At 73.8% G+C, this 22,096-nt stretch carries 19 protein-coding genes; all 19 read left to right on the top strand.

Annotated elements, in window-relative coordinates:
• Positions 1-263 precede the first annotated feature (263 nt).
• The 19 genes from M8H82_RS07590 to M8H82_RS07495 all read left to right on the top strand — a co-directional run bounded on the left by M8H82_RS07590 (position 264) and on the right by M8H82_RS07495 (position 22,026).
• Positions 264-1,250, top strand: coding sequence for an NAD-dependent epimerase/dehydratase family protein (locus M8H82_RS07590; protein WP_250071697.1), 987 nt, complete (start codon positions 264-266; stop codon positions 1,248-1,250).
• 41 nt (positions 1,251-1,291) lie between these two features.
• Positions 1,292-2,926 carry a carbamoyltransferase C-terminal domain-containing protein gene (locus tag M8H82_RS07585; protein WP_250071696.1) on the top strand — a complete coding sequence of 545 codons (1,635 nt, stop codon included), beginning with the start codon at positions 1,292-1,294 and terminating at the stop codon, positions 2,924-2,926.
• Complete coding sequence (locus M8H82_RS07580; RefSeq protein ID WP_250071695.1) at positions 2,923-3,918, top strand: glycosyltransferase family 2 protein; 996 nt, start codon at positions 2,923-2,925, stop codon at positions 3,916-3,918. The genes M8H82_RS07585 and M8H82_RS07580 overlap by 4 nt, the downstream gene beginning before the upstream one ends.
• On the top strand, positions 3,915-4,472 hold the full coding sequence (locus tag M8H82_RS07575) for an HAD family hydrolase (RefSeq protein WP_250071694.1): 558 nt from the start codon (positions 3,915-3,917) through the stop codon (positions 4,470-4,472). The genes M8H82_RS07580 and M8H82_RS07575 overlap by 4 nt, the downstream gene beginning before the upstream one ends.
• A complete protein-coding gene (locus M8H82_RS07570) occupies positions 4,469-5,476 on the top strand; it encodes a glycosyltransferase family 9 protein (RefSeq protein ID WP_250071693.1) in 1,008 nt (335 codons plus the stop codon). Before M8H82_RS07575 ends, M8H82_RS07570 begins: the two co-directional genes overlap by 4 nt.
• Complete coding sequence (locus tag M8H82_RS36415) at positions 5,473-6,435, top strand: glycosyltransferase (protein WP_284048611.1); 963 nt, start codon at positions 5,473-5,475, stop codon at positions 6,433-6,435. The genes M8H82_RS07570 and M8H82_RS36415 overlap by 4 nt, the downstream gene beginning before the upstream one ends.
• The gene (locus tag M8H82_RS07555) at positions 6,432-7,667 is read left to right on the top strand and encodes a glycosyltransferase (protein ID WP_250071763.1); all 1,236 of its coding nucleotides are present in this window, start codon (positions 6,432-6,434) and stop codon (positions 7,665-7,667) included. Before M8H82_RS36415 ends, M8H82_RS07555 begins: the two co-directional genes overlap by 4 nt.
• Complete coding sequence (locus tag M8H82_RS07550; protein WP_250071692.1) at positions 7,664-8,293, top strand: SIS domain-containing protein; 630 nt, start codon at positions 7,664-7,666, stop codon at positions 8,291-8,293. Before M8H82_RS07555 ends, M8H82_RS07550 begins: the two co-directional genes overlap by 4 nt.
• Complete coding sequence (locus M8H82_RS07545) at positions 8,290-9,705, top strand: PfkB family carbohydrate kinase (protein WP_250071691.1); 1,416 nt, start codon at positions 8,290-8,292, stop codon at positions 9,703-9,705. The genes M8H82_RS07550 and M8H82_RS07545 overlap by 4 nt, the downstream gene beginning before the upstream one ends.
• A gap of 161 nt (positions 9,706-9,866) precedes the next feature.
• Positions 9,867-10,838, top strand: a complete 972-nt coding sequence (locus M8H82_RS07540) for a glycosyltransferase family 9 protein (protein ID WP_284048646.1) — start codon at positions 9,867-9,869, stop codon at positions 10,836-10,838.
• The gene (locus tag M8H82_RS07535) at positions 10,801-11,754 is read left to right on the top strand and encodes a glycosyltransferase family 2 protein (protein WP_250071690.1); all 954 of its coding nucleotides are present in this window, start codon (positions 10,801-10,803) and stop codon (positions 11,752-11,754) included. Before M8H82_RS07540 ends, M8H82_RS07535 begins: the two co-directional genes overlap by 38 nt.
• A gap of 280 nt (positions 11,755-12,034) precedes the next feature.
• Positions 12,035-13,252, top strand: a complete 1,218-nt coding sequence (locus M8H82_RS07530) for a polysaccharide pyruvyl transferase family protein (protein WP_250071689.1) — start codon at positions 12,035-12,037, stop codon at positions 13,250-13,252.
• 21 nt (positions 13,253-13,273) lie between these two features.
• Complete coding sequence (locus M8H82_RS07525) at positions 13,274-14,731, top strand: FAD-dependent oxidoreductase (protein WP_250071688.1); 1,458 nt, start codon at positions 13,274-13,276, stop codon at positions 14,729-14,731.
• Positions 14,732-14,830: 99 nt separating this feature from the next.
• On the top strand, positions 14,831-15,922 hold the full coding sequence (locus M8H82_RS07520) for a substrate-binding domain-containing protein (RefSeq protein ID WP_250071687.1): 1,092 nt from the start codon (positions 14,831-14,833) through the stop codon (positions 15,920-15,922).
• 124 nt (positions 15,923-16,046) lie between these two features.
• Positions 16,047-17,357: an ABC transporter substrate-binding protein gene (locus M8H82_RS07515; RefSeq protein WP_250071686.1), complete on the top strand. Its 1,311-nt coding sequence runs from the start codon at positions 16,047-16,049 to the stop codon at positions 17,355-17,357.
• A gap of 245 nt (positions 17,358-17,602) precedes the next feature.
• Positions 17,603-18,571, top strand: coding sequence for a carbohydrate ABC transporter permease (locus tag M8H82_RS07510; protein WP_250071685.1), 969 nt, complete (start codon positions 17,603-17,605; stop codon positions 18,569-18,571).
• Entirely contained in the window at positions 18,568-19,491 is a 924-nt protein-coding gene (locus tag M8H82_RS07505; RefSeq protein WP_250071684.1) for a carbohydrate ABC transporter permease, read from the top strand. Before M8H82_RS07510 ends, M8H82_RS07505 begins: the two co-directional genes overlap by 4 nt.
• A 2-nt stretch (positions 19,492-19,493) precedes the next feature.
• Positions 19,494-20,531: a hydroxyacid dehydrogenase gene (locus M8H82_RS07500; protein WP_250071683.1), complete on the top strand. Its 1,038-nt coding sequence runs from the start codon at positions 19,494-19,496 to the stop codon at positions 20,529-20,531.
• A gap of 25 nt (positions 20,532-20,556) precedes the next feature.
• Complete coding sequence (locus M8H82_RS07495; protein WP_250071682.1) at positions 20,557-22,026, top strand: HAD-IA family hydrolase; 1,470 nt, start codon at positions 20,557-20,559, stop codon at positions 22,024-22,026.
• The last annotated feature ends 70 nt before the right edge of the window (positions 22,027-22,096 follow it).

The raw sequence follows: 22,096 nt of genomic DNA, 5'->3' as shown, positions 1-22,096 counted from the left end.
CTTCACCTCCTGCCTGTGACGGCGGCCCGGTCGGACGCGCCGCGGGCTCCGAGTGCCCGCGCGCGGAGGGCTCACACAGGAGTCGCGCTCCCCCGGGTACCGGTACAAAGTAGGAATCAACGTATGAAAACAACTGCCTCCCTATAACAGCCCGGAACAGCCCTCCGCAGCACTGGGACGGCTCTCCGCGACTCCTCTACCGCGCCGAACGGTGTGTGCCGGGCCGACCGCCCCCGCCGTCGCGTGCGGACGAAGGACACTCCATGACTGAAATCTCGTCGTGTGCATGGCGGCGCGCCCTGGTGACCGGCGGTGCCGGCTTCCTCGGCAGCCACCTGTGCGAACGCCTGCTGAATTCACAGGTCGAAGTCGACTGCGCCGACAACCTCTGCTCCGGGACGCGCGAGAACATCGCCCATCTGGCGGATCGGCGCGGATTCCGCTTCGTCGAGTGCGACGTCTCCGCCCCGGACGCCCCCCGGCTGCTGTCCGGCCCGTACGACCTCGTCCTGCACTTCGCCTGCCCCGCCTCCCCGGCCGACTACCTCCGGCTGCCCCTGGAGACGCTCGACGTCGGCAGCCTGGGCACCCGCAACATGCTGGCCGTGGCGGAGCGCGACCGCGCCCGCTTCCTGCTCGCCTCCACCTCCGAGGTGTACGGCGATCCGCTGGCCCATCCGCAGCGCGAGGACTACTGGGGCAACGTCAACCCCGTCGGCCCGCGCAGCGTGTACGACGAGTCCAAGCGGTTTTCCGAGGCGCTGGTCACCGCCCATGCGCGCACCAAGGGCACCGACGCGGGCATCGTGCGCCTCTTCAACACGTACGGGCCCCGGATGCGCGCGCACGACGGGCGTGCCGTGCCCACCTTCGTCACCCAGGCCCTGGCCGGTGAACCGCTGACGGTGGCCGGTGACGGCCGGCAGACGCGATCCCTGTGCTACGTCGACGACACCGTGGACGGAATCCTGCTGGTCGCCGCGAGCCATTCGGTGCGGCCCGTCAACATCGGCGGCAGCGACGAGGTGACGGTCCGCGAGATCGCCGACCGGGTGGTCGAGCTGACCGGATCCTCCTCCCGGATCGTGTACGTCGACCGCCCCACCGACGACCCGCAGCGCCGCCGCCCCGACACGACCCTCGCGCGCGAACTGCTGGGCTGGTCGCCCCGCGTGCCGTGGGAGGAGGGCATCAAGCAGACCATCGCCCACTTCGCCGCGGCGCAGCCGGCCGGCGACCCGGTCCGCTAGCGCAGGACCGTCCGCTCCCGTACGCCGCTCGGAGGCATCGCATGCGTGTCCTGGGAATCAACGCCCTCTTCCACGACCCCGCCGCCGCTCTCGTCGTGGACGGCCGGATCGTGGCAGCCGCGGAGGAGGAACGCTTCAGCCGGCGCAAGCACGGCAAGCGGCCCGTCCCCTTCTCCGCCTGGGAACTGCCCGAACTGTCCGCCCGCTGGTGCCTGGACCAGGCCGGCCTGAGCCCGGCGGACCTGGACGCGGTCGCCTACTCCTACGACCCGGAACTCGCCCGCCCGGCGGACCAGCTGGGCCTGCACGACCCCTGGGACGCGCTGCGCCAGGAGTACGCGCGCCGCGCCCCCGAGTTCCTCGCCGAGGCGCTGCCCGGACTCGACCCCGGCAAGGTCCGCTTCGTCGCCCACCACGTCGCCCACGCGGCCTCCGCCGGACAGGCGGCGCCGTACCCCGACAGCGCCGTCCTGGTGCTGGACGGCCGTGGCGAATGCGGCTCCCACCTGGCCGGCCGCTACGCCAACCGCGAGCTGACGATCCTCGGCTCCCAGTCCCTGCCCGACTCGATGGGCCTGTTCTACGAGGACCTCACCCAGCACCTGGGCTTCCTGCGCAGCAGCGACGAGTTCAAGGTGATGGCCCTGGCCTCCTACGGCGAGCCCCGCTTCCTGGACCGGCTGCGCACCTACGTCCACCTGGACGGCGAGGGCGGATTCCGGGCCCGCCCCGTGCCCTGGGAGGAATTGGTTCCGGCGCGGGCGAAGGGCAGCGGCTGGACGCAGGACCACGCCGACATCGCCGCCAGCGCCCAGGCCTGCCTGGAGGAGGTCATGCTCGGCCTCGCCCGGTGGCTGCACGACCGTACCGGCGAGGACGTCCTGACCATGGCCGGCGGTGTCGCGCTCAACTGCGTCGCCAACACCCGCCTGTACCGGGAGACACCCTTCCGGCACATCTGGGTGCAGCCCGCCGCCGGTGACGCGGGCACCGCGCTCGGCGCCGCGCTCCATGTCGCCTCCCAGAAGGAGACCGTGGAGCCCATGCCCACCGCGGCCCTCGGCCGCGGCTGGAGCGACGCCGAACTGCGGGCCTGGCTGGAGAGCGCGGCCGTGCCCTACGCGGAGCCCGAGGACATCGCCGAGACCGTCGCCGCCGCGCTCGCCGAGGATGCCGTCGTGGCCTGGTTCCAGGGCCGCAGCGAGTACGGCCCGCGCGCCCTCGGCCATCGCTCCCTGCTCGCCCACCCCGGCCGCCCCGGCAACCTGGAACGCCTCAACGCCGTCAAGGGGCGCGAGGAGTTCCGCCCGGTCGCCCCGATGGTGCTCGCGGAACGGGCCGCGGAGCTGTTCGACGGGCCGCTGCCCAGCCCGCACATGCTGTTCGTGCACGAGGTCGCCGCCGCCTGGCGCGACCGCATCCCGGCCGTCGTCCACGTCGACGGAACCGCCCGCATCCAGACCGTGGACCGGCGGGACGAACCACTCGTGGCCCGCATGATCGACGGATTCGAGCGCCGTACCGGCCTGCCCGTCGTCGTCAACACCAGCCTCAACACGGCGGGCCGGCCCATGGTCGACGACCCGCGGGACGCCCTGGAGTGCTTCGGCTCCGCACCCGTGGACCTGCTCGCCCTCGGCCCGTTCGCGATCCGCCGCAAGGAGGTGTTCGCATGAGCGGCGAACCCGCCTACTCCGTCGTCATCCCGACGATCGGCCGCCCCTGCCTGGCCGACTGTCTGCGCGCGCTCGCCGCGGCCGGTGACCACCCGCCCGAGGAGGTCGTCCTGGTCGACGACCGGCCCGCCCCCGTCGGCGAGCTGCCGCTGGAAGCGGCCGGGGTGCTGTGGAGCCGGGTCCGGACCCTGCGCACCGGCGGCCGCGGTCCGGCCGCCGCCCGCAACGCCGGATGGCGGACCGTCCGCACCCCGTGGACGGTCTTCCTCGACGACGACGTCCAGGTCCTGCCCGACTGGTCCCGCCGCCTCGCCGACGACCTCGCCGCGGCCGACGCCGGTACCGGCGGCATCCAGGGACGGCTCCACGTGCCCCTGCCCGACGACCGCCGGCCCACCGACTGGGAACGCGGCACGGCCGGACTGGAGAACGCGGCCTGGGCCACGGCGGACATGGCCTACCGCACCGCGGCCCTCCTCGAGGTCGGCGGCTTCGACGAGCGGTTCGGCCGCGCCTTCCGCGAGGACGCCGACCTGGCCCTGCGCGTGCGCGACGCCGGCTGGACGCTGCACCGGGGCGAACGCACCACCCGCCACCCGGTACGCCCCGAGAACGCCTGGGCGTCGGTCCGGGCCCAGCGAGGCAACGCCGACGACGCCCTGATGACCCGGCTGCACGGCCCCGACTGGTGGTCCCGCGCCGAGGCCCCCCGCGGACGCCTGCCCCGGCACGCCCTGGTCACCTCCCTGGCGCTCACCGCCCCCGTGCTCGCCCTGGCCGGCCGGCGGCGCGCCGCGCGGATCGCCGGGGCACTGTGGGCGCTGGGCACCGCCGAGTTCGCGCTCGCCCGCATCCGGCCCGGACCGTGCACGGCACGGGAGATCACCACCATGATCTCCACCAGCGTGGTCATCCCGCCGCTCGCGGTGCGGTACTGGCTGCACGGGCTGGTACGCCACCGCCGGGCCACCGCCCTCAGGAGCAGCCCGTGAACACCCGGCCCTCCGACCCCAACCGCCCGGCCGCCGTCCTCTTCGACCGCGACGGCACCCTTGTCGAGGACGTCCCCTACAACGGCGACCCCGACCTGGTGCGCCCGCTGCCCGGCGCCCGGCAGGCCCTGGACCTGCTGCGCGCCGCGGGCATCGCGACCGGCGTGGTCAGCAACCAGTCCGGCGTCGGCCGCGGCCTGCTCACCGACGCCGACGTCCACCGCGTCAACGACCGCGCCGACGCCCTCCTCGGCGGCCTCGACACCTGGGTGTACTGCCCGCACGCGCCCGACGCCGGCTGCGACTGCCGCAAGCCCCGGCCCGGACTCGTCGTCGAAGCGGCCCGGCGCCTGCGGGTGGCCCCCGCCGACTGCGTGGTGATCGGCGACATCGGCGCCGACGTCCTGGCCGCGCACGCCGCGGGCGCCCGGGCCGTGCTGGTGCCCAACGCCGCCACCCGGCCGCAGGAGACCGCGACCGCCCCCAGCACCGCCCCCGACCTGCTCACCGCCGTCCGCCGGCTGCTCGGCGAAGGGCCCGGTGATCGCCCGTGAAGGCCCTGGTCGTCCGGCTCGACAGCTTCGGCGACGTCCTGCTCGCCGGACCGGCGGTCCGTGCGGTCGCGGCGCACAGCTCCGAGGTGACCATGCTGTGCGGCCCGCGCGGCGAACCCGCCGCCCGCCTCCTGCCCGGCGTCACCGACGTCATGGTGTGGGAAGCCCCCTGGGAGGGCTTCGACCCGCCCACCGTGGCGGCGGCCGACACCGAGGGCCTGATCAGGCGTCTTCGCAAGGAGGCGTTCGACACCGCGCTCGTCCTCACCTCCTTCCACCAGAGCCCCCTGCCCACGGCCCTGCTGCTGCGGCTGGCCGGGGTGCCACGCATCGGCGCCGACAGCGTCGACCACCCCGGCCGCCTCCTCGACGTCCGGCACCAGCGGCTGCCCGGCCGCCACGAGGCCGAGGCCGCCCTCGACACCGCCGCCGCCATGGGCTGGCTCCTGCCCCCCGGCGACGACGGCCGGCTGCGCGTCGTCCCCACACCCGACACCATCGCGCTCACCGGCAACGGCCCCTACGTCGTCGTCCACCCCGGCGCCAGCGCCCCCGCCCGCGCCTGGAACCCCGACCGCTGCGCCGAGGCCGTCGAACTCCTCGGCGAGGCGGGCCACCGGGTCGTCGTCACCGGCGGCCCCGACGAAGTGGGCCTGACCCGCAAGGTCAGCGGGGACACGGCCGTGGACCTGGGCGGCAGGACCGACCCGCGGACCCTCGCCGGTGTCCTGCGCATCGCCGACGCCGTCATCTGCGGCAACACCGGCCCCGCCCATCTGGCCGCGGCCGTCGGCACCCCGGTCGTCTCCCTGTTCGCGCCGGTCGTCCCGGCCGAGCGGTGGGCGCCGTACGGGGTGCCCTGCGTCCTCCTCGGCGACCAGCGGGCGCCGTGCGCCGACAGCAGGGCCCGCCGGTGCCCCGTACCGGGCCACCCCTGCCTGGACGAGGTGACGGGCCAGGACGTGGTGGCCGCGGTGCACAAACTCCTTGAGGAGAGCCAATGAACATCCTCGTCTGGCATGTGCACGGATCCTGGCTGACGGCGTTCGTGCAGGGCCCGTACACCTTCCTGGTCCCGGTCACCCCCGACCGCGGACCCGACGGGCTGGGCCGGGCTCGCACCTGGCAATGGCCGCCCACGGTGCGGGAATTGAGCCCCGAGGAACTGCGCGAGGCCGACATCGACCTGATGGTGCTGCAACGCCCGCACGAACTCGATCTCGCCCGGCGCTGGACCGGCCGCCGGCCCGGCATCGACGTCCCCGCCGTCTACGTCGAGCACAACAGCCCGCACGAGTCGGCCGTGGACACCCGCCACCCCCTGGCCGGCCGCAGCGACATCCCCCTCGTCCACGTCACCCATTTCAACCGCCTGATGTGGGACAACGGCAAGGCGCCCAGCACCGTGATCGAGCACGGGATCATCGACCCCGGGCACCTGTGGACCGGCGAGGAGCCGCGTGCCGCGGTCGTCGTCAACGAACCCGTCCGGCGCGGCCGTACCACCGGAACCGACCTGCTGCCGGAGTTCGCCCACGCGGTGCCGCTCGACGTGTTCGGCATGCGCAGCGAAGGGCTCGCCGACCACCTCGGTCTGCCACCGGAACTCCTGCGCAGCCGCGACCTGCCGCAGAGCGCGCTGCACCGGCAGATGGCGCGCTGCCGCATGTACCTCCACCCCGTCCGCTGGACGTCCCTCGGACTGTCCCTGCTCGAGGCGATGTTCCTGGGGATGCCCGTCGTGGCCCTGGACACCACCGAGGTGCGCGAGGCCGTCCCCGAGGGCGCCGGGGTGGTGTCCAACCGGCTCGACGTCCTGCGGGACGCCCTGCGCGGCTTCCTCGCGGATCCCGTGGACGCCCGCCTGACAGGGGAGGCCGCCAGGTCTGCGGCACAGGCCCGCTACGGAGAGCGGCGTTTCCGGGACGACTGGGAACGCCTGATCAAGGAGGTCACCCGATGAGTGCCAGCTACCCTCCGGCCCGCCGGGTCGCCATGGTGTCCGAGCACGCGAGCCCCCTGGCCGCCCTCGGCGGCCCCGACGCGGGCGGCCAGAACGTGTACGTGGCACAGCTCGCCGGCCGGCTGGCCCGCCGGGGATACGACGTCGTGGTCTACACCCGCCGGGACGACCCCCGGCTCGCGGAGCAGGTCACCGCACCCGACGGGTACCGCGTTGTCCATGTGCCCGCCGGACCGCCCGCCCCGGTCCCCAAGGACGAACTGCCGCCCTGCATACCGGCGTTCGGCGAGTTCCTGGCCGACCGGTGGGCGGCCGAACCACCCGACGTCGTGCACGCCCACTTCTGGATGTCGGGCTGGGCCGCGCTGGCCGGGGCGAAGGGCCTCGGCGTGCCCGTCGTGCAGACCTACCACGCGCTGGGCACCGTGAAGCGGCGCCACCAGGGCGCCGCCGACACCAGCCCGCCCGAACGCGTCGCGATCGAGACGGCCGTCGGCCGCGCGGCCGACCTGATCCTCGCCACCTGCCAGGACGAGGTGGCCGAACTGGTCGCCATGGGCCTGCCCCGGGACCGGATCACGGTGGTGCCCTGCGGAGTCGACCCCGACCGGTTCGCGCCGGTCGCCGACGCCCGGCGGTCCGCCGCCGCACCCCGGAGGCTGCTCGCCGTCGGCCGGCTCGTGCCCCGCAAGGGCTTCGACCGCGCCATCCGCGCCCTGGCCGGTGTCCCCGACGCCGAACTCCTCATCGCGGGCGGCCCCGAACCCGCCCTGATGGCCGCCGAGCCGGAGGCCGAACGGCTGCGCGCCATCGCCGAGGAGCACGGCGTGGACGACCGGGTCACCCTGCTCGGCGGGGTCAGCCCCGCCCGGATGCCCCAGCTGATGTCCAGCGCGGACCTGGTGCTGTCCCTGCCCCACTACGAACCGTTCGGCATCGTGCCCGTCGAGGCGATGGCCTGCCGCGCGCCTGTCCTCGCCACGGCCGTCGGCGGCCAGCTCGACACCGTCATGCACGGCGTCACCGGCGTCCTGGTCCCGCCCGACGGCGACCACGACCTCAGCGGCACGATCCGCCGCCTCCTGGACGCCCCGGACCTGCTCGCCCGCTACGGCGAACAGGGCCGGCGCCGGGTGCTGGACCACTTCACCTGGGACCACGTCGCCGACGGGGTGACCCGGGCCTACAGCGCCGTCTCCTCCGTCCCCTCGCTCTCGGGAGCCGTCCGATGACACTCGCCACCGACGTCACGCACTGCGACGCCCTGATGAGGGCCCTCGAAGGGTTCCGCGACTACGGCGGCCCGCGCCTCGAACGCTGGGGCACCGACCTGGCCGCCCGCCTCGGCGCGGGCTCCCGGCTGCTCGTCGCCGGCAACGGCGGCAGCGCCGCCCAGGCCCAGCACCTGACCGCCGAACTGGTCGGCCGCTACCGCGACGACCGGCCGCCGTTCTCCGCGCTCGCCCTGCACGCCGACACCTCCTCCACCACCGCCATCGCCAACGACTACGGCGTCCAGGAGATCTTCGCCCGGCAGGTGGCGGCGCACGGCCGCTCCGGGGACGTGCTGATGCTGCTGTCCACCAGTGGCGCCAGCGAGAACCTCCTCGTCGCGGCGAGCGAGGCCCACCGCCACGGCATGACCGTGTGGGCGCTCACCGGCCCCGCCCCCAACCCCCTCGCCGACGCCGCCGACGACACCCTGTGCGTGGCCGCGGCGACATCGGCCACCGTCCAGGAACTGCACCTGGTCGCCGTCCACATGCTCTGCGAGGCCTTCGACCGGATCGTGGGAGCGCCCCGGCCCGAGGAACCCTGGGCGTTCGTCACCCAGGACGCGGCGGGGGAGGTCACATGAGCACCCGGGCCGCCCTGCTGGTCGTCGGGGACGCCCTGCTCGACCACGACATCTGCGGCCGGGTCGAGCGCCTGGCCCCCGACGCGCCCGTGCCCGTCGTCAGCGACACCCGGCGCGCCACCCGGCCCGGGGGAGCGGCACTCGCCGCCTGCCTGGCCGCCGCCGACGGCCGGCCGGTCACCCTGGTCACCGCGCTGGGCGACGACCCGGCCAGCGCCACCCTGCGCCGGCTGCTGGCGGGCCGGGTCCACCTCGTGGAACTCCCGCTCACCGGATCCCTGTCGAGCAAGACCCGCGTCCTCGCCGACGACCGGCCGCTGCTGCGCCTGGACGACGGCGACGGCCGGACCCTCGAGAGCACCCGGCAGGCATGTCAGGCCGTCGCCGAGGCGTCGGCCGTCCTCGTCGCCGACTACGGCCGCGGCACCGCCGACGCCCTGCGCGACCCGCTCGCCGACGCGGCCGCGCGGGTCCCCGTCGTCTGGGACCCGCACCCGCGCGGGCGTCAGCCCGTGCCGGGCGTACGGCTGGCGACCCCCTCGTCGAGCGAGGCGCAGGCCTTCGCCCGCCGCGACGGCGAGGCCCGCCCGGGCGGCGAACTGCACGCTGCCGCCCAGGACGCCGACCGGCTCGTGAACCTGTGGCGCGCCGCCTCGGTGGCCGTCACGCTGGGCGGTCGCGGCGCCCTGCTCTCGCACGGCGGAACACCCCTGCTGGTGCCCTCGCCGGTCACCGCGGAGGGCGACGCGTGCGGTGCGGGGGACCGGTTCGCGGCGACCGCCGCCGGACTCCTCGCGGACGGCGAGATCGTCGAGACGGCCGTACGGGGAGCCGTGCACGCCGCCACCCGGTACGTCGCCGAGGGCGGCGCCGGATCCGTCAGCGTCACCCCGGACCCCGCTGCCGGCCCCGCCGAGACGGAACCGACGGACGACGCGCTGCGCACCGCCGCCCGGGTACGGGCCGCGGGCGGCACCGTGGTGGCCGCCGGCGGCTGCTTCGACCTCCTGCACGCCGGGCACGTCGCCCTGCTGCAGGCCGCCCGGCGCACCGGGGACTGCCTGGTGGTGTGCGTCAACTCGGACGCGTCCGTGCGCCGGCGCAAGGGCGGAGGACGCCCCTTCGTCCCGGTCGCCGACCGGGTCCGGGTGCTGCGGGCCCTGGAGTGCGTGGACGCCGTCGCCGTCTTCGACGAGGACACCCCCGAACGCCTCCTCGCCGAGCTGCGCCCGCACATCTGGGCCAAGGGCGGCGACTACGCCCGCACCCCGCTGCCGGAGACCCCGCTGGTGGAGAGCTGGGGCGGACAGGTCGTCCTGTTCCCCTACCTCGACGGCCGCTCCACCACCGGCATCGCCGAACGGGCGGCCCTGACGCCCTCCACCACGACGCCGGCGCGGAGGCGACGGTGACGCAGCCGTCCGGGCCCCCGCCGAGCGAGACGCCGAGCGCACCCGACGGCGGCGCGGAGCCGTCGGCCACTGCGGGTACGCGCCGGTCGGGGGATGCGCAGAAGGTGGCCCCTCCTGAGGCGCCCGCAGGACGTGCCGGGGGTACGTCACCCCGGCCGCGCCTGCTGGTGCTGCGGGCGCTGGGGCTCGGCGATCTGCTCGCCGCCGTGCCCGCCCTGCGCGGGATACGGCGGGCCTTCGGCGGCCACCGCGTCGTCCTGGCGCTGCCGCCGGCGCTCCGCGAGGCCGCGCTGGCCACCGGTGCCGTCGACGACGTCCTGCCCGCCGAGGCACCGGGCCGGGCCGTGCCGTCGCTCGAGCACTGGGCCGGGCCGCCCCCGGACATCGCCATCGACCTGCACGGCAACGGCTCGGCCAGCCGCGACGCGCTGGCCGCCCTCACCCCCCGCAGACTCCTGGCCCACGCCGACCCCACCCGGCCCCCCATATGGCGGCCCGACGAGCACGAACGCCAACGGTGGTGCCGCTTCCTGGCCTCCTACGGCATCACCGCCGACCCCGGTGACCTGCGGCTGCCCGCGCCCGGCACCCCCTCCCCGGCGCCAGGAGCCGTCGTCGTCCACCCGGGCGCGGAGGCCGCCGCACGCCGCTGGCCGCACGAGCGGTACGCCGAAGTGGCACAGCGCCTGTGCGCCGCCGGCCACCGCGTGGTCGTCACCGGCGGGCCCGCCGAGGACGACCTGGTCGCCGACGTCGCCCGCGGCGCCGGCCTGCCCCCGCACGACGTACTGAGCGGCGGCCTGCCCTACGGCGAACTGTCCGCGCTCGTCGCCCGGGCCGCGCTCGTCGTCAGCGGCGACACCGGACTCGCCCACCTGGCCGTGGCCCACGGCACGCCGACGGTGACGCTCTTCGGACCGGTGGCACCCGACCTGTGGGGCCCGCCGCCCCTCGCCCGCCACATCGCCCTGTGGAAACCGGGCCCGCCCGGCGATCCGCACGGCGACGCGCCCGACCCCCAACTGCTGCGGATCACCACCTCCGAGGTCACCACCGCCGCGCTGACCCTGCTGCACGCCGCCGCCCGCGAGGGAGATGACGTCCGTGCCACCGCCCCCGCCTCCCGCGGCTGACGCCCCCGACGGGCGGGTCACGGTCGCGGTGATCACCCGCGACCGGCCCCGCAGCGTGCTGCGCACGCTCGACGCGCTGTCCGCACTCCCCGAACGGCCGCCCGTGATCGTCGTCGACAACGGCTCCGACGCCGCCACGACCGCCGCCGTACGCCGCCACCCGGCCACCACCCGGCTGGTCGAACCCCACCGCAACACCGGCGCCCTCGGCCGCAACCTCGCCGCCCGGCACGCGGACACGCCCTACGTCGCGTTCAGCGACGACGACTCCTGGTGGGCGCCCGGCGCCCTGCGGCAGGCCGCCGACCTGCTCGACACCCACCCCCGGCTCGGCCTGGTCACCGCCCGCACCCTCGTCGGCCCGGACCACACCGAGGACCCCCTCAACACCCTCCTCGCGGCCTCACCGCTGCCCGCGCAAGCCGACCTGCCCGGGCAGCCGGTGCTGGGCTTCCTCGCCTGCGCCGGCGTGGTGCGCAAGGACGCCTTCCTCGCCGTCGGCGGCTTCCACCCCCTGCTCTTCTTCAACGGCGAGGAGACCCTGCTCGCCTACGACCTCACCGCCGCCGGCTGGGGTGTCACCTACGTGCCCACCCTGACCGCCCACCACCACCCCGAGCCGTCGTCCCGCCACGGCCGCAGCCATCTGGCCCGCCGCAACGAGGTGCTCACCCGGTGGCTGCGCCGCCCCCTCCGGGTCGCCCTGCGCAGCACCACCCGCCTGGCGGCCGACGCCCTGGCCGGCCGACCCGGCGCCCGCCACGCCCTGCGCGAGGTGATCGCCCGGCTGCCCGCGGCCCTCGCCCGGCGCAGACGGCTGCCGCCCCACGTCGAGCACGCGGCCCGGCTCCTGGACGAAGAGGCGGCGCGGACCCGAACCGACCCGGACGACACACCCGTACCGCCGCCAGGGTGATCCACCACTCCGCACTCGATCCAAGGGATCAGACCGGCATCGTCACCGCGAGGCGGGTACCCGCCGGGAATCCGCCGCCGCGGGAAGGCCACGCGGCACAATGCCACCCATACTGTCCCTAAGGCCGCACCGCTGTCGGCCAGGCCCGCCCTCAGGTTTCTCCCCGCAACGCCCGGGCAACCCGGGCCCGACGCCCCCAGGGCGTGCTTCGACCACCGGACCCAGCCGCAGCCATGGGCGCGGCCCCGGGTCCCGCACCTCCGTCGTACAGGAGCTCCGGATGACCCACGACCAGCTTCAGCCGACTGCTCCGTCGGATCTGCGGATCGGCCTGCTCGGAAGCTACGGCGGCTGCAACACCGGCGACGAGGCGATCCTCAAGTGCATCATGAGCTGTCTGCGCGCCCACCGCCCGGACGCCCGGCTCGTCGTCTTCAGCCGCAACGCCGAACACACCCGCCTCCACCAGCCGCAGGCCGATGAGGTCGTGGACTGGGAGGGCGTCCCGCAAAAGCCCGTGCTCGACACCCTCGGCAGCCTGGACCTGCTGGTCCTCGGCGGCGGCGGCATCCTCTACGACGGCGAGGCGCGCCGCTATCTGCGCCTGGTGCGGGCGGCACACGAACGCGGGGTGCCCACCTTCGCCTACGCCGTCGGCGCCGGCCCCCTGCGCGACGCCGACGACCGGGAGGCCGTCCGCGCCGTCCTTCCGGAGATGACCGACGTCGTGGTCCGCGACGAGGAGTCCCGCCTGGTCCTGGAGGAGGTCGGCATCGAGCGCGACCTCACCGTCACCGCCGACCCGGCACTGCTCCTGCCGCCGGAGCCCTTCACCGAGCAGATGATGCGCCACGAAGGGCTGCCCTTGGACGCCCGGCTGGTCGGGATGTCCGTCCGGGAACCCGGCAGAGCGGCAGAGAAGCTCGACGAGGCCGACTACCACGCCCTGCTCGCCGACGTCGCCGACTTCCTGGCCCGGCGCCTGGAGGCGCACATCGTCTTCGTCCCGATGGAACGCCAGGACGTACGGCACGCCCACGGGGTGCTGTCCCGGATGAGCGCCCCGGACCGGGGACGCATCCTCAACAACTCCTACAGCCCGGGCGAGATCCTCGGCTTCATGAGCCACCTGGACATCGTCGTCGGCATGCGCCTGCACGTCGTGATCTTCGCCGCGCTCACCGGGCTGCCCGTGCTGCCGCTGCCGTACTCCGGGAAGGTCTTCGACTTCGCCCGCCGGACCGGCGCCCCCGCCCTGGTGGGCGTCGCGAGGGAGCAGGCCGGACTGCTGCTGGCGGAGGTGGACCGGCTCTGGGACGAGTTCCCGCTGCGCCAGGACGACCTGAGGAACCGGGTGCACGGCCTGCAGGCGCTGGCCCGGGAGACCTGCGTGCGCTGCGGGACCCTGCTGGACAGCCTCGACGGCGGCACGGGCGGCGCACAGCACGCCGAACACGCCCATCTGAGCCTGGCCGGCCCGCAGGCGCGACCGGCCTGACCGCCCCCGACGGGAGCCCCGATGCCGATCCTCACCCCGCCCGAGCCCAACCGGACCGTCACCCTCCCGCCCCGTCCGGCACGCCACGGCGGCCGGACGGACGTGCTGGTCGTCGGCGGCGGACCGGCCGGCACCGCGGCGGCGTACGCGGCGGCCGAGGCCGGTGCCGACGTCGTCCTCGTCGAGCGCTACGGCTTCCTCGGCGGCAATGCCACCGTGGCCCTGGTCATGCCGCTGATGTCCTTCCACAACGAGCAGAAACAGGCCGTCTTCGACGACACCGGCCGGCTCGGCCGGCTGCTGCCCACCGACCACGGCGAGGGCGAGGCCGTGGTGGCGGGCTTCCTGTGGGTGCTGCTGGACCGGCTCACCGCGCGCGGCGGCTGCGTGCCGCCGTCCCCCGAGACCGGCTACACCGTCCCCTTCGACCCGGAGACCTACAAACTCGTCCTCCTCGACCTGCTCGACGAGGCGGGCGTGCGGATGCTCTTCCACTCCTTCGCCTCCACCGCACTGCCCCTCGACGACGGCTGGCGGGTGGTCTTCGAGACCAAGTCGGGCCCGGTCGTGATCGACGCCGGGATCGTCATCGACGGCACCGGGGACGGCGACATCGCCGCCGCCTGCGGGGCGCCGTACGAGATAGGACGACCGGAGGACGGGCTCGTCCAGCCGATGACGCTCATGTTCCGCGTCGTCGACTTCCTCCAGCCGCGGTTCGCCGAGTACGTCCAGGACCATCCCGACCAGTGGCGGGGCGTGCACGGGCTGTGGGACCTGGTGCGGGAGGCCACCGAGGCCGGTGAACTGCGCCTGCCCCGCGAGGACATGCTCTTCTTCGGCACCCCGCACCCCAACGAGGTCAGCGTCAACAGCACCCGGGTCACCCGGGCGCTCGGCACCGACGTGTGGGACCTCAGCCGCGCCGAGTTCCAGGCCCGCCGCCAACTGGCCCAGATCGACCGGTTCCTGCGGCAGCGCGTGCCCGGCTTCGAGGACTCCTACATCGCGCAGAGCGGCGTCCAGATCGGTGTACGCGAGACCCGCCGCATCCTCGGCGACTACCACCTCACCGGCCACGACATCCTCGCGGCACGGTCCTTCCCCGACGCCGTCGCGCACGGCGCCTACCCCGTGGACATCCACAACCCGCGGGGCAGCGGCACCGTCCTCAAGCGCGTCCCGCGCGGCAGCTTCTACGACATCCCCCTGCGCTGTCTGCTGCCCCGGGACACCGAACGCCTGCTGGTCGCCGGCCGCTGCATCTCCGGCTCCCACGTGGCCCACTCGTCCTACCGCGTCATGCCGATCGCGATGGCGACCGGCCAGGCCGCCGGTGCCTGCGCCGCCCTCGCCGTCCGCCTCGGCCGCACCCCCCGCGCGGTGCCCCACCACCTCGTCCAGCGCACCCTCCTGCGCCAAGGGGCCCACCTGCACCTCCAACCGCGCGAACCGCATCAGCCGGACTCCCCTTCGTGATCGTTTGATCGCAAACGATCGATACGATGGTGGGCGTAGAGTAAGGCGCTCCGGGATCATGCCGCTGCCCGGATCCTGTCACCCACCAGGGGGAACCCCATGCGACTCCATGTCGACCAGCGTCATGAGCGGGTGCTCGAGCTCGTCCGCGAACGGCGCAGCATCCGGGTCGCCGATCTCGCCGCCGAACTCGGCGTCTCCGCGGTCACGTTGAGACGGGACGTGGAGGCGCTGGCCGCGCAGGGCCGGGTGCACCGATTGCACGGCGCGGTGGTGTGGCCGGAGGACGCGGCCGTCGAACCCCGCGAGCGCCCCGCGGGTACCGGGGGCGCGGTGATCGGAATGATCGTGCCGACCACGAACTACATCTTCGCCGACATCGTCCACGGCGCCCGGGAGGCCGTCGCGGCCCAGGGCGGACGGCTGGTCCTCGGGGTCTCCGGGTACGTCGACGCGGAGGACTCCGTCCAGGCCGAACACCTCATCGCCGGGGGAGCGGAGGGGCTGCTCGTCGCACCCAGCTGGTTCGGCGGCGTGCCCGAGGACGGCCAGGAGAAGTGGCTGCTGGAGCACGACGTCCCGGCCGTGCTGGTCGAACGCTCGGCCCCGCCCGGCAACCCCGCCGCCGTCCTGGACCGGGTCCGCACCGACCGCGCCCACGGCGCCGCCGTGGCCGTCGGCCACTTCGCCGCCCTCGGCCACCGGAAGATCACCGCAGTGCTCCAGGAGGGCCCGCACGCGGTGCAGATCACCGCCGGATTCCGGGCCGCCGTGCAGGCGCTGGGGCTCGACGTCGACATCGACGCCCCCGCGGTGCGCGAGCACGGCGACTACGAGGCGAGCGTCGACCACCTCGTCGACGCCGTGCACAAGCGGGGCGTCACCGCAGCCCTGGTGCACAGCGACGAGGACGCGATCGTGCTGGTGCCGCGGCTGCAGGCCGCCGGGGTGCGGGTCCCTGACGACCTGGCCCTCATCGCCTACGACGACGAGGTCGCCGGCATGTCCGACGTGCCGCTCACCGCGATCGCCCCGCCCAAGCGCTCGGTCGGGGAACTGGCCGCCAAGCTGCTGCTCCAGCGGCTCGCCGAACGCCGGAACGGGCAGCAGCCCGGCCCCGGCCAGCACCTCGATCTGCTCCCGGTGCTGCGGGTCCGCTCGTCCTGCGGCGGCGAAGCGATCACTCAGTGAGCGTTACGTTCGTTGCGCGATCGTTTTGATTGTCTTGGTCGAACGCTCTTGACGGCGATCGTCCTGACCCAAAAGATGTCCTGCGACCGCCTCTTTCCGTACGAGGTCTCGTAGGAGACGTGCCATGACGCGCACTACCCGTTCGTTCCGCAGCACCGCCGCACTCGCCGCCGTCGCCGCTCTCGGTCTGCTCGCCACCGCCTGCGGCGGCGACGGCGACTCGACCGACACCGCCGCCGACGGCAAGCCGGTCACCCTCACCTACTGGACCTGGACACTCGGGGCCAAGTCGACCGTCGACGCGTTCAACAAGACGCACAAGGACATCAAGGTCGAGCTCACCGAGATACCGAGCGGCACCGAGGGCTACAGCAAGCTCGCCAACGCCGTGAAGGCGGGCAACGCGCCCGACGTGGCCAACATCGAGTACCAGATGGTTCCCGAGTTCGCCAGCCAGGGCAATCTGATCGACCTGACCGAGTACGCGGGCGAAACGGTCAAGACGAAGTTCCCGCAGGGCATCCAGGACCTGGTGACCTTCGGCGGCAAGACCTGGACCGTCCCCTACGACGCGGCCCCGCAGCTCTACTACTACCGCACCGACCTGTTCAAGAAGTTCGGCATCGACGTCCCCACGACCTGGGACGAGTTCGAGGCCGCGGCCGAGAAGGTCAAGAAGCAGGACAAGAGCGTCCGCCTCGCCTCCATGCCGAAGAACGACCCCGCCCTGCTGGCGGCCCTGTCCTGGCAGGCGGGCGCGAAGTGGTTCTCCGTCGAGGGCGACGCCTGGAAGCCGGCCGTGGACGACGCCGCCACCACCAAGGTCGCCGCCTACTGGGACGGCCTGATCGAGGACGACCTCGTGCAGTCCTACACCGGCTACAGCCCCGAGGAGACCAAGGCCCGCACCTCCGGCAAGACCCTCTCCTTCCTCGGCGCCTCCTGGTCCGCGGGCGGCATGCGGACCGCGATGCCCGACCTCGCCGGAAAGTGGGCCGTCGCCCCGCTGCCCAACTGGGGCACCGCAGCCACCGGCAACTACGGCGGCACCTCCTACGGCGTTCTCAAGGGCAGCGACAACGCCGCGGCCGCCGCCGAGTTCATCACCTGGCTCACCACCGACAAGGCCGGCGTCGAGGCCCGCCTCGCCGACCTGGAGTCGCCCAGCAGCGCCCTGCCGGCCAACCCCGAGATGCGGGAGGTGGCGGCGGCGAAGTTCGACACCGACTACCTGAACGGCCAGGACCTCTACGCCCTCGCCTCCGAGCAGGCCGAGACCATCGTGCCCGGCTGGACCTGGGGCCCGAACCAGATGGACGTCTACACCGCCGTCCAGGACGAGACCGCCAAGTCCGACTTCACCGCGGGCGTCAAGGCCGGCCAGCAGAAGGCCGAGTCCGGTATCTCCGAACGCGGCCTGAAGCTCGCGAAGTAGTCCCACGGCCACCAGCCGACGACGGCACCGCCGGGACACCACTGTCCCGGCGGCCCGCGCCCCCGGCCCTCCGGCGGCCCCGGAAGTCTCCGCGCCACGCGACGCGCACGACCGGACCACCCCGCCTGTTCCGCCCCGACGGCCGGCCTCGCGACCGAGCCACCTCCGCCGCCGAATCCCGCGGCCGGTCACCTCCGTCGCCCCCGGCCGCCCAACCCGCCGCCCACCCCCGCCAAGGAGCCCCTGTGGCAGCACCCTCCGCCCCAGCCGCGCCCCCCGTGACCGTGCGCGCGCCGGCGCCCCGGACCCCGGCCTCCCGCCGGCTCCGGCGCAGTCAGCGTCGCGCCGCCGCCCTGTTCATCGTCCCGTTCTTCGTGCTGTTCGCCGTGGTCATGGCGGCCCCCATCGCCTACGCGGTGTGGATGAGCCTGTTCCAGGAGCGCTCCTCCGGACTCGGCTTCGGCGGCACCGAGCGGGTGTTCGCGGGGCTGGGCAACTACACCAAGGCCCTGTCCGACGCCGGCTTCCGCGCCTCCTTCGCGCACATCGCGCTCTACTGCGCCCTGTACATCCCGGTCATGATCGGCGGCTCCCTCGCGCTGGCGCTGCTGGTGGACTCCGCGCTCGCCCGCGCCAAACGGTTCTTCCAGCTCGCCCTGTTCCTGCCGCACGCGATCCCCGGACTGATCGCCTCGATCATCTGGATCTACCTGTACACGCCCGGTCTGAGCCCGGTGCTCGACTGGATCGGCGCGCTCGGCGGTTCCTGGGACTTCTACCGCAACGACCATGTGCTCAGCTCGCTGGTCAATCTGACCGCCTGGCAGTGGACCGGCTACAACATGGTCATCTTCTACGCCGCCCTCCAGGCCGTTCCGCGTGAAGTGATCGAGGCGGCCGTCGTGGACGGAGCCGGTGCCCTGCGCACCGCCCTCCAGATCAAGGTGCCGATGATCGCGTCCGCGGTCGTGATGACCGTGCTGTTCACCTGCGTCGGCGCGATCCAGATCTTCACCGAACCCAAGCTTCTCAACCAGCGCGGGGCCCCCTCCATCGACACCGAGTGGTCCCCGACCCTGTACATCTGGAAGGCCGGTTTCGTGCAGCACGACTACGGCCTGGCCGCCGCGGCTTCCCTGCTGCTCGCCGCCCTCGGCGTCGCCCTGTCCTATCTCGTCACCCGGATCGGCAACCGGTGGAAGGCCGCGCAATGAGCACGCTCACCCAGGACACCGCACCCACCACCCAGCCCCCGGCCGCGGTCAAGAGCACGGCAGCCGCCCGCCGCCGGCGCTCTTCCGGAGCCCTGCTCTCCAAGGGCGTCGTCAACGGCGTGCTGATCGTCGCCGCGTTCTACACCCTGATGCCCATCAGCTGGCTTCTCTTCGCCGCCACCAAGAACCACCGCGACCTGTTCGCCACCTCCGGCTTCGCCTTCGGCGACTTCAACCTCTTCGCCAACCTCGAACGCGTCTTCACCTTCAACGACGGCATCTACCTGCGCTGGTTCGGCAACAGCATCCTCTACTCCGTCGTCGGCTCCGCCGTCTCCACCTTCATCTGCGTCGCCACCGGCTACGCCTTCGACAAGTACGACTTCCGCGGCAAGGAGAAGCTCTTCGCCCTGGTCCTCGGCGGCGTCCTCGTCCCCACCACGGTCATCCAGCTGCCGATGTACCTGCTGGCCACCAAGGCCGGCGTCGTCAACACCTACTGGGCGTTGCTGCTGCCCGCCCTGGTCAACCCGTTCGGCGTCTACCTGGCCCGGGTCTTCTCCGAGGGCTATGTCCCCGGCGAGGTCCTGGAGGCCGCCCGCGTCGACGGCGCCGGCGAAGTGCGCATGTTCGCCCGGATCGGACTGCCCATGCTGGCGCCGGCGTTCATGACCATCTTCCTGTTCTCGTTCACCGCCAGCTGGAACAACTTCTTCGGCGCCCTGGTGATGCTCAACGACGAACAGCTCTACCCGGTCAACCTCGGACTGTTCATGTGGAACAGCGTCACCCAGCAGCAGCCCGAGTTCTACTCGCTCGTCATCACCGGCTCCCTCGTCGCCGTCGTCCCGCTGATCGTCGCCTTCGTCTGCCTCCAGCGCTTCTGGCGCTCCGGGCTGACCGCCGGCGCGGTGAAGTGACGATGCCCGCACCGGAAGGCACCCCGCTGAACAGCACCCCCCGCCCCCACACCGTCCTGGCCATGGGCGCTGGCATCCACCGCCAGCTCCTCGACGGGACCGCCCTCACCCGCCTGCACGCGGTGGCGCACGTCGACACGACCACTGCCGTCACCGACCTCACCACCGCCGACCCCCGGCAACTCGCCGCCACGGAAGTCCTCTTCACCCACTGGGGCGCCCCTCTGCTCACCGAGGACGCGCTGGACCTGATGCCCCGGCTGCGCGCGGTCGTGCACGCCGCCGGCTCGGTCAAGCACCACGTCACCGACGCCGTCTGGCAGCGCGGCATCACCGTCTCCTCCGCGGCGGCCGCCAACGCGCTGCCCGTCGCCGAGTTCACCCTCGCCGCCATCCTCTTCGCCGGCAAACGCGTCCTCGACGTCGCCCGCGTCTACACCGACACCCGCGCCCGCCCCGACCTGCTGCCGTACTACAGCGGCCACGGCAACTACCACCGCACGGTCGGCATCGTCGGCGCCTCCCGCATCGGCCGCCGCGTCATCGAACTGCTGCGCCCCTTCGACCTCGACGTCCTGCTCTACGACCCGTACGTCGACGCTCACGAGGCCCGTGCCCTCGGCGTCGAGCCCGTCGGTCTCGACGAACTGGCCCGGCGCGGTGACGTGGTGTCGATCCACGCCCCCCAGCTCCCCGAGACGCACCACATGTTCGACGCGCGCCGCATCGCCCTGCTCAAGGACGGCGCCACCCTCGTCAACACCGCCCGCGGCAACCTCGTGGACACCGACGCGCTCCTCGCCCATCTGGTCACCGGCCGCGTCCACGCCGTCCTGGACGTCACCGAACCGGACGTACCACCCGCCGACTCACCGCTGTACACGCTGCCCAACGTCCTGCTCACCCCGCACATCGCCGGCTCCCTCGGCAACGAACTCGGCCGGATGACCGACTGGGCCGTCGACGAGGTCGCCCGCTACGCCCAGGGCCTGCCCCTGGCCTATGAGGTAGCCCCCGACGAGCTGATCCGTTCGGCCTGAACACCAGCCGCCAGAAAGGATTTCCATGCCCGGCGCCGCCCACCGCGTCCTGGTCGTAGGCATCGACGGTGTACGCCTCGACACCCTGCACCGGCTCGCCACCCCGCACCTCGACGCGCTGGCCGCCGAGGGCTTCCTCGCCCCGATCGAGGTGGACGAGGAGACGCCCACCATGTCCGGCCCGTGCTGGGCGACCGTCGTCACCGGCGTCACGGTGGCCCGGCACGGCGTGTGGAGCAATGACTTCACCGGCCACCGCCTCGACGTCTTCCCCGACTTCACCACCCGGCTCGTCGTCCAGGACGGTCTGCGCACCTTCGTCGCCGCCGGCTGGGAGCCCCTGCTGCAGTCCCGTACCGGCGGCCCCCTGTTCGCCGCCCCCTCCCGGTCCGTGTACGTCTCCCCGACCGCCGACACCGCCGAGGCCTGGGAGCGCTGCGACGAACAGGTCACCGAGGCGGCGGTACACGTCCTCGCCGACACCTCCGATTCCGCCGACGATCCGGTCGCCTCCTTCGTCTACCTCGGCGCACCCGACGAGACCGCGCACATCCTGGGCTGCGGCGAAGCGTACGAAGCCGCGATCCGCCAAGCCGACGCCCGTCTGGGCCGCCTGCTGGACGCCGTCCGCTCCCGCCCGTCGTACGCCGACGAGCGCTGGACCGTCCTGGTCGTCACCGACCACGGCCACGTCGACGCGGGCGGCCACGGCGGCCGTACGGCCGTGGAGCGCACGGCGTGGCTGGCCGCCGCGGGCCCCGGCATCGGCACCCCTGCCCGGGCGCTGCGCCACGCCGACGTCGCCGCGCAGGCGTTCGCCGCCCTGGGCCGCCACCCCGACCGGCACTGGACACTGGACGGGGCGCCCTTCGCGGCCGCCCCGCACGCCGTGCTCCTGGACATGGACGGCACACTCGTGGACACCGAGTCGCTGTGGCTGCGCACGGTCCGCGAGGCCGCGCCGGCGATCGAGCCGGACGACCTGTTCCAGGCCCTCGGCCGCTCGGCCGCCGACACCGCGGCCCTGCTGCGCCCCGAGGACCCGCACACCCTGACCGAGGAACTCGAGGCCCGCTTCCTGGCCGCCGTCCAGCGCGAGACCACCGCACTGCCCGGCGCCCTCGCCCTCCTCGACCTGCTCCAGGAGCTGGACATTCCGGCGGCGCTGGTCTCGGCGTCCTCGCGCCCGGTGGTGGACGCCGTACTGAAGACGCTCGGCGCCGACCGGTTCCGCACCACCGTCGCCGAGGGCGAGACGCCGCGCACCAAGCCGGCCGCCGACCCCTACCTCGCCGCCGCCCGCGCCCTGGGCGTCGACCCGGCCGCCTGTCTCGCCGTGGAGGACTCGCCCACGGGCGTCGCCGCCGCCGAGGCCGCCGGCTGCCGCGTCCTCGCCGTCCCCTCGTACACGCCGATTGCCCCGGGGCCCCGGCGCACCGTACGCCGGGGCCTGGAGGGAATCGGCAGGCGGGAGCTGTGGGCGGCCGGACTGTGACGCCGTAACCCGACATTTGTTCGGGGCGCGGCGGCGTGCTTACGATCGGCTCCCGTCCGCCCCTAGGAGC

It is taken from the genome of Streptomyces sp. YS415, assembly GCF_023544665.1.
GTDB lineage: Bacteria > Actinomycetota > Actinomycetes > Streptomycetales > Streptomycetaceae > Streptomyces.
The sequence above is the reverse complement of the archived record's forward strand: the minus strand, read 5'-3'. Positions and strand labels throughout refer to the sequence as shown.

What these genes read in the sequence shown, in the direction of transcription:
- M8H82_RS07500 (WP_250071683.1), top strand. Translation starts at nt 19,494, where the DNA reads ATGCCCGCACCGGAAGGCACCCCGCTGAACAGCACCCCCCGCCCCCAC.
- M8H82_RS07535 (WP_250071690.1), top strand. Translation starts at nt 10,801, where the DNA reads ATGACGTCCGTGCCACCGCCCCCGCCTCCCGCGGCTGACGCCCCCGAC.
- M8H82_RS07495 (WP_250071682.1), top strand. Translation starts at nt 20,557, where the DNA reads ATGCCCGGCGCCGCCCACCGCGTCCTGGTCGTAGGCATCGACGGTGTA.
- M8H82_RS07580 (WP_250071695.1), top strand. Translation starts at nt 2,923, where the DNA reads ATGAGCGGCGAACCCGCCTACTCCGTCGTCATCCCGACGATCGGCCGC.
- M8H82_RS07590 (WP_250071697.1), top strand. Translation starts at nt 264, where the DNA reads ATGACTGAAATCTCGTCGTGTGCATGGCGGCGCGCCCTGGTGACCGGC.
- M8H82_RS07555 (WP_250071763.1), top strand. Translation starts at nt 6,432, where the DNA reads ATGAGTGCCAGCTACCCTCCGGCCCGCCGGGTCGCCATGGTGTCCGAG.
- M8H82_RS07550 (WP_250071692.1), top strand. Translation starts at nt 7,664, where the DNA reads ATGACACTCGCCACCGACGTCACGCACTGCGACGCCCTGATGAGGGCC.
- M8H82_RS07525 (WP_250071688.1), top strand. Translation starts at nt 13,274, where the DNA reads ATGCCGATCCTCACCCCGCCCGAGCCCAACCGGACCGTCACCCTCCCG.
- M8H82_RS36415 (WP_284048611.1), top strand. Translation starts at nt 5,473, where the DNA reads ATGAACATCCTCGTCTGGCATGTGCACGGATCCTGGCTGACGGCGTTC.
- M8H82_RS07515 (WP_250071686.1), top strand. Translation starts at nt 16,047, where the DNA reads ATGACGCGCACTACCCGTTCGTTCCGCAGCACCGCCGCACTCGCCGCC.
- M8H82_RS07505 (WP_250071684.1), top strand. Translation starts at nt 18,568, where the DNA reads ATGAGCACGCTCACCCAGGACACCGCACCCACCACCCAGCCCCCGGCC.
- M8H82_RS07545 (WP_250071691.1), top strand. Translation starts at nt 8,290, where the DNA reads ATGAGCACCCGGGCCGCCCTGCTGGTCGTCGGGGACGCCCTGCTCGAC.
- M8H82_RS07585 (WP_250071696.1), top strand. Translation starts at nt 1,292, where the DNA reads ATGCGTGTCCTGGGAATCAACGCCCTCTTCCACGACCCCGCCGCCGCT.
- M8H82_RS07530 (WP_250071689.1), top strand. Translation starts at nt 12,035, where the DNA reads ATGACCCACGACCAGCTTCAGCCGACTGCTCCGTCGGATCTGCGGATC.
- M8H82_RS07520 (WP_250071687.1), top strand. Translation starts at nt 14,831, where the DNA reads ATGCGACTCCATGTCGACCAGCGTCATGAGCGGGTGCTCGAGCTCGTC.